The sequence below is a fragment of the Mesorhizobium sp. Cs1321R2N1 genome (assembly GCF_037179725.1).
In the GTDB taxonomy this organism is placed as follows: domain Bacteria; phylum Pseudomonadota; class Alphaproteobacteria; order Rhizobiales; family Rhizobiaceae; genus Mesorhizobium; species Mesorhizobium salmacidum.
On record NZ_JAPYKP010000062.1, the window covers coordinates 18,973 to 31,748 of the forward strand.

Here is a 12,776-nt window from a genome sequence, read left to right on the forward strand (position 1 = left end):
GCACGATTGAGCCAGACGACCCTTGGAGCAGAACTGGCAGAGGGCGCTCAGTTTGCCTTTTTCGCCGGCGCGCGCACGGCGCCGTCCTTGATCAGACGGTCGATATGCATGCGGATATGGGCTGCTTCTGCCGCCGTGTTGGCGAGCGCAATGGCGCGGTCGAAGGCAATGCGTGCCTCCTCGCCCCGGTCGAGTTGCATCAAGAGCCCGCCCTTGAGGCCGAAGAAATGGAAATAGCCGGACAGTCTCTGTTCGAGCGGCTCGATCATCGCCAGCGCCGCTTCCGGTCCGCGCACCTTGGCCACCGCGACCGCACGGTTGAGCGTGATGACCGGCGACGGCTGCATCTGTTCGAGCAGGCCGTAGAGCAGGTCGATCTCCACCCAATCCGTGTCCTCGGCCTTCTCGGCCCGCGCGTGGAGCGCCGCTATCGCCGCCTGCACCTGGTAAGGGCCGGGCTTGCGGTGGCGCAGGGCCTTGTCGACCAGCGCCAGCCCTTCGTCGATCATCTTGCGGCTCCACAGGCTTCGATCCTGGTCCTCGAGCAGCACGATCTCGCCATCGGCATCGAAACGAGCCGGTGCGCGTGCGTGCTGCAGCAGAAGCAGGGCCGTCAGCCCCATGATCTCCGGCTCGGTCTGGAACAATCTGAGCAGCAGCCGGGCGAGCCGGATCGCCTCCTCGCACAGCGGCGCGCGGGCCGGCGCCTCGCCGCTGTTGGTCGAATAGCCCTCGTTGAAGATCAGGTAGACCATGGACGCGACCGCCGCGAGCCGCTCGGAGCGCTCGACCGCGCCTGGCGTCTCGAACGGCACGCCGGCGTCCGCGATGCGCGCCTTGGCGCGGGTGATGCGCTGCTCCATCGCGCTCTCGCCGACCAGGAAGGCGCGCGCGATCTGCTTGACGGCGAGGCCGGAGACGACGCGCAGCGCCACTGCGATCTGCTGTGTTGCGGGCAAATCAGGGTGACAGCAGATGAACAGCAGCCGCAGGATGTCGTCGCGGTAATGCGCGCCGTCCAGCCGCTCCGCGATATCGCTCTCGGCGTCTTCCAGATCGGATATCTGGTCTTCCTCCGGCATCGGCGCTTGCTTGGCGCGCTTGCGGACCGCGTCGATGCCGCTGTTGCGGCCGACGAAGATCAGCCAGGCCGCCGGATCGCGTGGCGGCCCGTTCTGCGGCCAGTTCTTCAGCGCCTTGAGACAAGCGTCCTGGAAAGCTTCCTCCGCGGTATCGAGATCGCGGAAATAGCGCAGCAGTGCGCCCATCGCCTGCGGGCGGGCAGCGCTGATCGCGGAGCTTATCCAGGCAAGTTCGGTCATGCTGGAACCCTGGTTGGATGGAACACCGATACCGGCCGGATCTCATAGGAACCGCCGCTCGGGTTGACCTCGGAAAGCTCGCGGGCGAATTCGACGGCCTCGTCGAGGTCAGCGCAATCGAGCGTATAGAAGCCGAGGAACTGTTCCTTGGTTTCGGCGAACGGTCCGTCGATGACCAGCGATTCGCCTTTCACTTTCCGCAGCGTCGTTGCCGCAGTCGTCGGCAAAAGCCGCGCCACGGGCCCAAGCCGGCCGGCGTTGGCATACTTCTCCTGAACACCGAGCAGGTCGGCCATGACCTTGTCGTCCTGTTCCTTGCTCCAGGAGCAGACGACATCTTCGGAGGCGTAGCAGAGGATGGCATAGAGCATGGAGGGTCCTTTCTGTAGCAAAGGACGAAACAGTAGGGCCGATCCCGACATGGCGTCGATAAAAAAATCGAGACGCCGCGGATTCAGCGGCCGCTGATTGCCTCCGATCGACTCTCCTGCGTCTGCAACCATCTCAGCACAAGCGCTTCCTCCTCATCGAGACCGTCTATGGATCGCTTGCGCTTGTTGGCTTCCGCCATTTCGGTAAGCAGCCGTCCTTCGCTCCAGGCCTCGAAGACCTGCGGGTGGATATAGCATTTGCGGCAGACCGCGCGCGTATTGCCCAGCCGTTCGGCCACTTTGTCGATGATGTTGTTCATCACCCGCTTTCGCTGAGCCTGGCTTTCAGGCAGTTCCGTCTGTGCAAACAGCGACGCGGCATGGATGGTGCCGCCCCATGTGCGGAAATGCTTCGAACTGAACGCGTCGCCGGCGGCGTCCCGGATGTAGCGGTTGACATCGTCGGAGCGGACCGGGCGTCTGTCGTCCCCCTCGTCGAGATATTGAAACAGTTTCTGGCCCGGCAGGTCCTGCGCGCCCCGCACGATCCCGGCGATGCGGCGGTCGACCAGCTTCAATCTCCATTCCTTGCCGGACTTTCCCTTGAAGGCGAAGCGCAGGCTCGATCCCTTGATGTCGACATGCCGATCGCGCAACGTCGTCAGGCCGAAGCTCTTGTTATCGCGTGCATAGGCGGCGTTGCCGACGCGGATCATCGTGTTGTCGAGCAGCCAGACCACCGCTGCGACGACGCGTTCGAGTGGCAGGCCGTGACGGCGCAAGTCGCTGTCGATTCTGCGCCGAAGGTCCGGCAGGCTTTCGGCGAAAGCGACGAGGCTCGAATATTTGACACCGTCGCGCTCCTCGGCCCATTGCGGGTGATAGCGATACTGCTTGCGCCCCCGCTGATCCCTCCCGGTCGCCTGGATATGCCCATTCGGATCGGGCGAAATCCAGACATCGGTCCAGGCCGGCGGAATGACAATGGCCGCGATACGCGCCCTGTCGGCATCGGAGACCGCTCTCCCGTCCGGTCTCTTGTAAGCAAATCCCTTGCCAGCCTTCAGCCGGCGGATGCCGGGCTCGGCATCGCTGACATAGGTCAGCGCGGTATCCCGGGCGGAACTCTGTGCTCGATTCTTGGGTACGGTACCACCGTCAGCCATTCGGCTACGCGACGATCCGGTTCTCTGCAGCATGACGGCTCCACGCAAAATGTCCCGTAGATAAGTTGCGGGCAGACTGCTGGTTCCACACCCCGTCCGGAAAGCACGATCCGGTGGCGTCGGCGAGGCAATGCGCTGCATCTGTGTCGGCGGAAAGGACAGCCGGCGGCGGCCCTGTTTTTACGCCTTTTCGAGCACCACCGGGATGACGTCGACAGCCTGCTCCCCGACCTGTCCGCCGGTCGTCTTCAGCACGCCGACGATCGGCGCCACATCCGAATAGTCGCGCCCGTAACCGACGGTGATATGGTCGTTGGAAGCCCGCATGCCGTTGGTCGGATCGAACTCCTGCCAGCCGGCATCACGCCCGCACCAGACCTTGACCCAGGCATGCATGGCATCCGCACCTTCCAGCCGCGGCTTTCCCTTGGGCGGAATGGTGCGCAGGAAGCCGCTGACATAGCCGGCCGGAATGCCGAGTCCGCGCAGCCCGGCGATCATGATGTGCGAGAAATCCTGGCAGACGCCCCGCTTCAGCCGAAAGGCATCGCTGGCCAGGGTCCGCACCGTGGTCGCTTCGCCATCATACGTGAAATCATGGTGGATGCGCTTGCAGAGGCTCATCGCCGTTCCGGCGGTCGAGCCACCGATGCTGTCTTGCGCATAGGCGGTGATCGCCGCATCCATGCCGGCGTGACCGCTTGCCACCAGGAAGTGATGCGGTGACGCCGGCGCCAGCGACCGCACGGCCGCCAGCTCCTGCCTGAGTTGGCCGATATCCGGCGACACGTCGAGCCCAGGCTCGGGCCGCGACACCGAAACGCGCGCGCTCATCCTTATGTCGAGCGCTTCATGCGCGTCGCGAAACGCGATCGAGGTAACGTTGTTGCCGAAAAAATCGGTAAAGTCGGATCGTTCATTGGGTGCCGGTTCAAAGGACAGCGAAGCGGCGATGACGCGCTGCACGCCGCCAATGGTCGGCGGCAGCACCCGCACCTGATGCCGGCCGCCGCCGGCAGCAGCGGCGTAGTCGTAATGGAGCAGAAGCCGGATGTCGTACAGCATGGCCATTGCTTTCTAGCCGAAATAGGCTTTGGCGAGGCTGTAGTAGAGGCCGCCGATTTCGCTGGCGAGTTCGTTCAGCGCCTTCGTCGTCATGTCAGCCGGCTCCTTGATGGCGATGGCGGTATTGAGCTGCAGGATCTCCTTGGCCGCCGCCGACATGTGCCCCTCGCCGCCGGTCGCCGGCAGCAGCCCTATCTCGGTCTTCAGCCTTTCCAGCTGGAACAGGATGGAGCGTGGATTGAGCGGATCGAGCGCCAGGAGATCGACCACCGTGCGCCGGCCGGCCTGCACCGGATATTGCCGGCGATGGGTCATGACGCTGTCGCCGATCTCCAGCATCATGTCCAGCGCGCCATCCGGCGCCTTGCTGCCGGTCAGTCGGGCCAGCGTGCCGGCGATCTGGATGCCACGTTCCAGCCGCCGGCCGATCTCGAGGAAGCGCCAGCCGGCGAAACGGTACATGTTCTCGTGCAGCAGGCCGGAGAATCCGGCAAGCTTGCGCAGAATGACGGTCATGGCCCGCGTCGCGTCGTCGCCGGGCGCCACGGTGGTGGCGAACCGATGGATCGTCTTCGACAAATCCTTGAGCGCCAGCCAGCCATCCGGCGAGAAACGATCGCGGATCTGGCCGGCGCTGTAGACAGCGCTGTCGAGCATGCCGATCAGCCCTGGCGGGATCGCCGTTTCGACATCGATGCCGAACGGCTCGAGATAGTCCCTGATATCTGCCAGCAGAGGCATGTCGGGATCGGAAGTTTCGGCGAGCCGCACATGATAGGCGCGCAGGATGCGCACGGTGTCTTCCGAGCGTTCGATGTAGCGGCCGAGCCAGGTCAGGTTTTCCGCCGCGCGGCTGGGCAGGCTGCCCGGCCTGGTGCGGTTGAAGCTGTCGCCCTCCTGCGGCAGCAGCGTCTCGCGCCCGACTGGTCTGTCGCTGACCACCCAGACATCAGCCGCCTGGCCGCCGCGCTGCATGGCGATCGCCGTCGGGTCGAGCGACAGGCCGACGCGGGCGAAACCGCCGGGCATCACCGTCCATCCTTCTGGCGTGCGCGCCAGATAGACGCGCAAGCTCGCCGGCCGGGGCTCCAGCCAGCCGCCGACATAGACGGGTGTCGTCGAAAGCGTCACCGCTTCCTGGCCGACGAAGGCCTCGCCATCGCGTTCGATGCGCGCCACCAGTTCCGCCCGTTCCCCGACCGACAGCGCCGAGCCGAGCTTTGTCTGTCCGTCATCCTCGAAGGCAAGTCTTGTCGACAGCGCCGGGCCGACCACCATGCGGTCGATATTGGCGAGGACATGGGCGCGCTCCGTCCCCTGCCCGCACCACCATGTCGCCACACTGGGCAAAAGCAGCTCCTCGCCCCACAATTCGCGCGCGATCTTGGGCAGGAACGCAAGCAGCGCACGCGTCTCCATCAGGCCCGATCCCAGCGCATTGACGGTGGACACCGTACCTTGCCGGATCGCTTCGACCAGGCCCGGCGTGCCGATCTGCGAATCCGGACGCAGCTCGAGAGGATCGGCAAAGGCGGCATCGAGCCGCCGCCACAGCACGCTGATCGGCATCAGGCCCGACACGGTGCGCACCATGAGCCTGCCGCCGGAAACAGTCAGATCCTCGCCTTCGAGCAGCATGATGCCGAGGTAGCGGGCGATATAGGCGTGTTCATAGTAGGTTTCGTTGAGCGGCCCCGGCGTCAGGATGGCGACGCGGCCGTCGCTCTCCTTTGCCATTCCGATCAGCGCATCGCGGAAGCGACGGAAGAAGCCGGCGAGCCTGTGCACATGCATCTCGCCATAGATGTCGGACAAAGCGCGCGTGGTGGCGACCCGGTTCTCCAGCGCGAAGCCGGCGCCCGAAGGCGCCTGGGTGCGGTCGCCAAGCACCCACCAGCGGCCATCGGGCCCGCGGCCGAGCTCGAAGGCGCAGAAGTGCAGGAAATGCCCTCCGGCCGGCCTGGTGCCGACCACGGGCCGCAAATATTCAGGGCTCGCCGCGATCAGCCCTGCCGGCAGGATGCCTTTTTCGACCAGTCGGTTCTGTCCATGGATGTCGGCGACAATTTCCTCGAGCAGGTCGGCGCGCTGCACCAGGCCGGCGCTGATTGCCTGCCACTCGCTGTCCTCGATGAGCACGGGAATATGCGCCAGCGGCCATTCGCGCTCGTTGGCGCCCGCCTTGTCATAGACGCGGTAGTAAACACCCGCATCGCGCAGATACTGGTCGGCGCGGGCGAAGCGCTGGCCGAGCTTTTCGGCCCCGAGTTCGTCCAGCGCTTCGACAAAATCCTTCCAGACCGGGCGGGGATTGCCCGACGCGTCGACCATCTCGTCGACGATGCCGTCAATCGGCTGGTAGTGCTCCAGCAGGCTATGGGCCTGCGGCTTGCCGCGTACCTTTTTGTGATTCCCCTTTGCCATATGGTCAGATCACAGTCTTGGCGGACGCCTGAGGTCAAGGGTCATCGGGAAATCTTCCCCCGGCTGTTCTTCACGCAACACATAGCCGGACGGGGTATGGCCGCGCGGTTCGAAGCGGGCGAGCCGCCGTGCCTCGGCCTCGTTGCCGTTGACCGGGAAGGTGTCGTAGTTGCGCCCGCCGGGATGGGCGACATGGTAGACGCAGCCGCCGACCGCCCTGCTCGACCAGCGGTCGTAGATGTCGAACACCAGCGGCGTGTTGACCGGCAGTGCCGGATGCAGGCCTGAAGCCGGCTGCCAGGCCTTGAAGCGCACGCCCGCTACCGCGACCTCGCGGTTGTCGGTAGCCCTCATCGGCACGATGCGGCCGTTGCAGACGATCGCATGGCGCTCCGGATTGAGACCTTCGGTCTTGACCTGCAGCCGTTCGACCGAGGAATCGACGAAACGCACCGTGCCGCCGATCGCGCCCTGCTCGCCCATGACATGCCATGGCTCCAGCGCTTGCCTGAGCTCCAGCTTGATGCCCGCATGCTGGACTTCGCCGCAGAAAGGAAAGCGGAATTCGAGCTGGGCGTCGAACCATTCGGGCCGGAACTCGAAACCATTGAGCTTGAGGTCGTCGAGCACATCGAGAAAGTCCGCCCAGACATAGTGCGGCAGCATGAAGCGGTCATGCAGCGAAGTGCCCCAGCGCACGAAGCGTCCGTCGAGCGGGTTCTTCCAGGCGCGTGCGATGATGGCCCGCACAAGCAATTGCTGCGCCAGAGACATGCGCGCATTGGGTGGCATCTCGAATCCACGGAATTCGACAAGGCCAAGCCGACCGGTCGGTCCATCGGGCGAGAATAGCTTGTCGATGCAGATTTCCGAGCGATGCGTATTGCCGGTGACGTCGGTCAACAGATTGCGGAACAGGCGGTCGACCAGCCATGGCAAGGGTGCGGCCCCCTGGTCGGGATGCGGCACCTGCGCCATCGCGATCTCGAGCTCATAGAGTGAATCGTGTCGCGCCTCGTCGAAGCGCGGCGCCTGGCTGGTCGGGCCGATGAACAGCCCGGAGAACAGATAGGACAATGAGGGACGCCGTTGCCATTGCAGCACCAGGCTCTTCAGCAGGTCGGGCCGGCGCAGGAACGGACTGTCATTGGGCGTGGCGCCACCGACCACGACATGGTTGCCGCCGCCGGTACCGGTGTGGCGGCCATCGATCATGAACTTGTCGGCGCCAAGCCGCGTCTGCCGCGCCTCGTCATAGATCGCCGTCGTCGTCGCCACGCAATCCTGCCAATTCGAGGCGGGATGGATGTTGACCTCGATGACGCCGGGGTCGGGCGCGACGCGGATGACATTGAGGCGCGGATCCTGCGGCGGGCCATAGCCCTCGATATGCACGGGAAGGCCAATCGCCTTTGCCGCGTTCTCGGCAGCGGCGACGAGTTCGAGATAGTCTTCCAGCGCCTCGACCGGCGGCATGAAAACGCACAGCCTGCCGTCACGCGGTTCGACCGAAAGTGCAGTGCGCACGGCGCCGCCGATCTCGGTGATCTCCTGCTCGACCCGCTCCTGCTGGCCGGTCGCCGCGGTGAACGACACCGCCTGCTGGCGGCGGGCCATTTCGTCGGCACCTTCCAGTTCGGCCGGAGCGGCCGCAGGCAAGATCGCTTCCCGCACGGGCAGCGGGCCACGCGGCAGCGACGGATCGACAGGCACGATGTAGGGGAACTGCGCCGGCGGCACATAGGGTAGCGTTCCCAGCGGCAGACGGTAGCCGACCGGGGAATCGCCCGGCACCAGGAACAGCCGGCCGCGCCGCGTCGTCCACCTCTCCGAACGCCAGCGCGGATCGGACGCCTGGCTGTTCCAGCGCTGCACCGGCAGCACATAGCCTGACGGCTTGGTCAGCCCACGCTCGAAGACGCGCGCCATGCGGCTGCGTTCCTCCGGATCTTCCAGCTTGGAGTTGGACGGGTCGACATTCTCGGGCAGCTTGCCTTCCTTGAGCAGCCATTCGGCTGGATCCTCATAGGCTTCACTGACCATGGACGTATCGATGCCGAGCTCGCCGGCGATCGCCGTCAGCAGGCTTTCGGCCTGTTTCGGCCCGACATCAGCCGAGCTTTTTTCCGGCGCGATCAGCGACGGATCGCTCCAGACCGGCTCGCCGTCGGCGCGCCAAAAGAGCGAGAAGGTCCAGCGCGGCAGGCTTTCACCGGGATACCATTTGCCCTGGCCGTAATGCAGAAAGCCGCCGGGCGCGAAGCGCTCGCGCAGGCGGCGGATCAGGGCGTCGGCCTTTTCACGCTTGCTCGGCCCGACGGCGGCGGTGTTCCACTCGGCGGCCTCGAAATCGTCGATCGACACGAAGGTCGGTTCGCCGCCCATGGTCAGCCGCACATCCCCGGCCGCGAGCGCGGCATCGACCTTGTTGCCGAGCGCGTCGAGCGCCTGCCAGCTTTCATCCGAGAACGGCTTGGTGATGCGCGGATGCTCGGCGATGCGATCGACCCGCATCTCGAAGCCGAACTCGACATTGGCAAAGCTCGCCATGCCCGAAATGGGTGCCGCATTGCGGAAATGCGGCGTGGCGGCCAGCGGCACATGGCTCTCGCCGGTGAGCAGGCCGGAAGTCGGGTCGAAACCGATCCAGCCGGCACCGGGAAGATAGACCTCGCACCAGGCATGCAGGTCGGTGAAATCGACTGATGTGCCGGCCGGCCCATCCAGCGCGACAAGGTCGGGCTTGAGCTGGATCAGATAGCCCGAGACGAAACGCGCGGCGACGCCGAGATTGCGCAGGATCTGCACCAGAAGCCAACTCGAATCCCGGCAGGAGCCCTTGGCCGCCGCCAGCGTTTCCTCCGGTGAGAAGACGCCGGTCTCCATGCGCACGATATAGGCGATCTCGCGCTGCAGACGCGCATTGAGGTCGACGAGGAAATTGACCGTGTTCGGCGCGCTGCGGTCGACGGTTTCCAGGAAAGCCGAGAGAAGCGGCCCCGCCGGCTCCGGTGCCCGGTAGATGGCCAGATCATCCCTGATTTCCTCGGGATAATCGAACGGGAACGCCTCCGCCGACGGTTCGACGAAGAAGTCGAACGGATTGTAGACCGTCATGTCGGCGACGAGATCGACCTCGATCTTCAGCTCCGTCACCGGCTCGGGAAAGACAAAACGGGCGAGGAAGTTGCCGTAGGGGTCTTGCTGCAGATTGACGAAGTGGTTCGCCGGCTCGACCTTGAGCGAATGGCTCAACACCTTGGTGCGGGAATGCGGCGCCGGCTGCAGCCTGATAATCTGAGGCCCGAGAACCACCGGCCGGTCGTATTTGTAGTGGGTCAGGTGGTAGACGGCTGCCAGAATTGCCATGGGGGCCCGTAGATCGGCGTTTAGCTGGCAGAACCCTGACACATCTGGCCGCCATTCTCCAAGCGGATGTTGCGGTGCACCTAAATTAAACGGCTATCGAACGCTCAGAAAAAGGCCTGTATCCCCGTCTGCGCCCGTCCCAGGATCAGCGCGTGCACGTCATGCGTGCCCTCATAGGTGTTGACGGTCTCCAAATTCTGCGCGTGGCGCATGACGTGGTAGCCGATCTGGATGCCGTTGCCGCCATGCATGTCGCGGGCCTGGCGGGCGATGTCGAGCGCCTTGCCGCAATTGTTGCGCTTGACGATCGAGATCATTTCCGGCGCCATTTTGCCTTCATCGAGCAGACGCCCGACGCGCAACGAAGCCTGCAGCCCCAAAGCGATCTCGGTCTGCATATCGGCGAGCTTCTTCTGGTAGAGCTGCGTGCCGGCTAGCGGCTTGCCGAACTGCTTGCGGTCCAGCCCATACTGGCGAGCGCGATGCCAGCAATCTTCCGCCGCGCCCATCGAGCCCCATGAGATGCCGTAGCGGGCCCGGTTGAGGCAACCGAACGGTCCGCCGAGGCCATTGGCGTTGGGCAGCAGTGCGTCCTCGCCGACCTCGACGCCTTCCATCACCACTTCACCGGTGATCGACGCCCGCAGCGACAGCTTGCCGCCGATCTTCGGCGCCGACAGCCCCTTCATGCCTTTTTCCAGCACGAAACCGCGGATCTCGTCCTTGCCGTTCGCGCCCTTCAACTTCGCCCAGACGACAAACACGTCGGCGACCGGCGCGTTGGAAATCCACATCTTGGAGCCGGTCAGCTTGTAGCCGCTGGCGGTCTTTTCCGCGCGCGTCTTCATGCCGCCGGGGTCGGAGCCGGCATCCGGCTCGGTCAGCCCGAAGCAGCCGATCCATTCGCCACTGGCGAGCTTCGGCAGGTACTTCTTGCGTTGTTCATCCGAGCCATAGGCGTAGATTGGATACATCACCAGCGATGACTGCACCGACATCATCGAGCGATAGCCGGAATCGACGCGTTCGACTTCCCGCGCCACCAGCCCGTAGGTCACATAGTTGGCGCCGAGGCCACCGAACTCCTCCGGGATATTGATGCCGAGCAAGCCGGCCTCACCCATCTCGCGGAAGATCGCCGTGTCGAAAGTCTCGTTGAGATACGCCTCCTCGATGCGCGGCGCGAGCTTGTCGGCGGCAAAGGTCGCCGCGCCGTCGCGCACCATGCGTTCGTCTTCCGAAAGCTGGCCCTCGATCAGGAACGGGTCTTCCCAGACGAATGCATTCTTGTCGGCGGCCATGGCTTGATCCTCAGAAGGGTGAAGCCCGGCTTATCGGCCCGTGGCCTGAAAAAATCAAACGAAATTGCTTCACCGATCAATGAGCGGTAGGAATGGCTCATGAGTGTCCAGCGTCGCCTTTTGCCCAACATCAGCGCCCTTGCCGCCTTCGAGGCGGTGGCCCGGCTTGGCAGTTTCACCGCCGCTGCCCAGGAACTGGATCTAACCCAGGGTGCCGTCAGCCGGCAGATCAGCTTGCTGGAGGATCAGTTCGGCCGCCGATTGTTCGAGCGCGACAGCCGCAACGTCCGCCTGTCGACGGCAGGCGAAATCTACGCCGAGGCAGTACGTTCGGCGCTTGGCCAATTGCGCGACGCAGCGCTTGGATTGATGAGCAATCGGCATAGCGGCATCCTGAACCTGGCCATATTGCCGACCTTCGGCACGCGCTGGCTGATGCCGATGATCCCCAATTTCGTCGAAAGCAATCCCGACATCACCATCAACTTCGTCACGCGCGTCGGCCGGTTCGACTTCGCCAGGGAGAGGTTGGATGCAGCCATCCACTACGGCCTGCCGGACTGGCCGGACGCCGATTCGACACTTCTGGTGCGTGAGACGGTGGCACCGGTGGTGTCGCCCGAGTTCCTCGCCGGCCGCGCCATCGCCACGCCGGCCGACATCGGTCGTTTGCCGCTGCTGCACATGACGACGCGCCCCGGCGCCTGGACGGAATGGTTCGAGCATCAGGGGCTGAGCGCGCCGACCGGGCCGGGCATGCAGTTCGAGCAGTTCGGCACCGCCGCCCAGGCCTGCATGGCGGGGCTCGGCGTGGCGCTGTTGCCGCTGCTCCTCATCGCTGGCGAATTACAGCGCGGCCAGCTTGTGCCCGCGCCCGGCCAGCCGATGCAAAGCCGCAGCGCCTATTACCTCGTCGTTCCCCACGACAAGCGCGGCTATCCACCGGTTGCCAGCTTTCGAGATTGGCTGCTGGGCCAGCGCGAGAAGGAGCCGGCTGTTCTGGCGTGGTAGCTATTTCCGCTTCAGTGCGTCCGCCAGTGCGGCGCCGAACGCACCTTGCTGTGCCGGCCGCTCGGGCTGGCGCTGCGGCGCCGGCGAGCGTGGCGCCGGCCGGCCGCCGCCATTGTCGCGCGGCCCGCTCCTCGGCGCGCCGCCCTCACCGCCATCCTTCCGCATGGAGAGCGCGATGCGCTTGCGCTTGATGTCGACATCGACGACGCGCACCTTCACCACGTCGCCCGCCTTGACCACCTCGTGCGCGTCCTTGATGAAACGGTCAGCCAGTTGCGAGACATGCACCAGCCCGTCCTGGTGGACCCCGATATCGACGAAGGCGCCAAACGCCGCCACATTCGTGACGGTGCCTTCCAGCAGCATTCCGGGCTTCAAATCCTTGATGTCGTCGATGCCATCGGCGAAGGTCGCGGTCTTGAAGCCGGGGCGCGGGTCGCGGCCGGGCTTTTCCAGCTCGGCAAGAATATCGCGCACCGTCGGCAGGCCGAAACGCTCGTCGACGAAGACACGCGGGTCGAGCGCCTTCAGCGCGGCGCTGTCGCCCATCAACGAACGTACGTCGCGGCCGCATGCGGCGACGATCTTCTTGGCCACGCCATAGGCTTCCGGATGCACCGACGAGGCATCGAGCGGCTCGCTGCCATTGGCAATGCGCAGGAAGCCGGCGGACTGTTCGAACGCGCGCGGCCCAAGCCGTGCCACCTTCAGCAGGTCCTTGCGGCTGGCGAACGGGCCGGTCGCATC

Annotated in this window: 9 protein-coding genes; 1 reads left to right on the plus strand and 8 read right to left on the minus strand. The window is 64.9% G+C overall.

The window, feature by feature from the left end; all coding sequences use genetic code 11:
• Positions 1 to 47 precede the first annotated feature (47 nt).
• From O7A61_RS17215 to O7A61_RS17245, 7 genes are all read right to left on the minus strand, one after another.
• Positions 48 to 1,322 (minus strand): RNA polymerase sigma factor, encoded by a 1,275-nt coding sequence (locus O7A61_RS17215; protein WP_337130827.1) that lies wholly within the window; start codon positions 1,320 to 1,322, stop codon positions 48 to 50.
• On the minus strand, positions 1,319 to 1,693 hold the full coding sequence (locus tag O7A61_RS17220) for a YciI family protein (RefSeq protein WP_015315946.1): 375 nt from the start codon (positions 1,691 to 1,693) through the stop codon (positions 1,319 to 1,321). The genes O7A61_RS17215 and O7A61_RS17220 overlap by 4 nt, the downstream gene beginning before the upstream one ends.
• An 83-nt stretch (positions 1,694 to 1,776) precedes the next feature.
• Entirely contained in the window at positions 1,777 to 2,892 is a 1,116-nt protein-coding gene (locus O7A61_RS17225; RefSeq protein WP_337130828.1) for a DNA topoisomerase IB, read from the minus strand.
• Positions 2,893 to 3,039: 147 nt separating this feature from the next.
• Positions 3,040 to 3,924, minus strand: a complete 885-nt coding sequence (locus O7A61_RS17230) for a transglutaminase family protein (RefSeq protein WP_337130829.1) — start codon at positions 3,922 to 3,924, stop codon at positions 3,040 to 3,042.
• Between the two features lie 12 nt (positions 3,925 to 3,936).
• Positions 3,937 to 6,348, minus strand: coding sequence for a circularly permuted type 2 ATP-grasp protein (locus O7A61_RS17235; RefSeq protein WP_337130830.1), 2,412 nt, complete (start codon positions 6,346 to 6,348; stop codon positions 3,937 to 3,939).
• Positions 6,349 to 6,357: 9 nt separating this feature from the next.
• The gene (locus O7A61_RS17240; RefSeq protein ID WP_337130831.1) at positions 6,358 to 9,717 is read right to left on the minus strand and encodes a transglutaminase family protein; all 3,360 of its coding nucleotides are present in this window, start codon (positions 9,715 to 9,717) and stop codon (positions 6,358 to 6,360) included.
• Positions 9,718 to 9,821: 104 nt separating this feature from the next.
• Positions 9,822 to 11,018 carry an acyl-CoA dehydrogenase gene (locus O7A61_RS17245; protein ID WP_337130832.1) on the minus strand — a complete coding sequence of 399 codons (1,197 nt, stop codon included), beginning with the start codon at positions 11,016 to 11,018 and terminating at the stop codon, positions 9,822 to 9,824.
• Positions 11,019 to 11,117: 99 nt separating this feature from the next.
• Here O7A61_RS17245 and O7A61_RS17250 point away from each other — a divergent pair, with 99 nt between their 5' ends.
• Positions 11,118 to 12,029, plus strand: a complete 912-nt coding sequence (locus tag O7A61_RS17250; protein WP_337130833.1) for a LysR family transcriptional regulator — start codon at positions 11,118 to 11,120, stop codon at positions 12,027 to 12,029.
• Here the strand turns inward: O7A61_RS17250 and O7A61_RS17255 are convergent.
• Positions 12,030 to 12,776, minus strand: a 747-nt coding sequence (locus tag O7A61_RS17255) for a S1 RNA-binding domain-containing protein (protein ID WP_337130834.1), incomplete at its 5' end; no start/stop codon positions are given.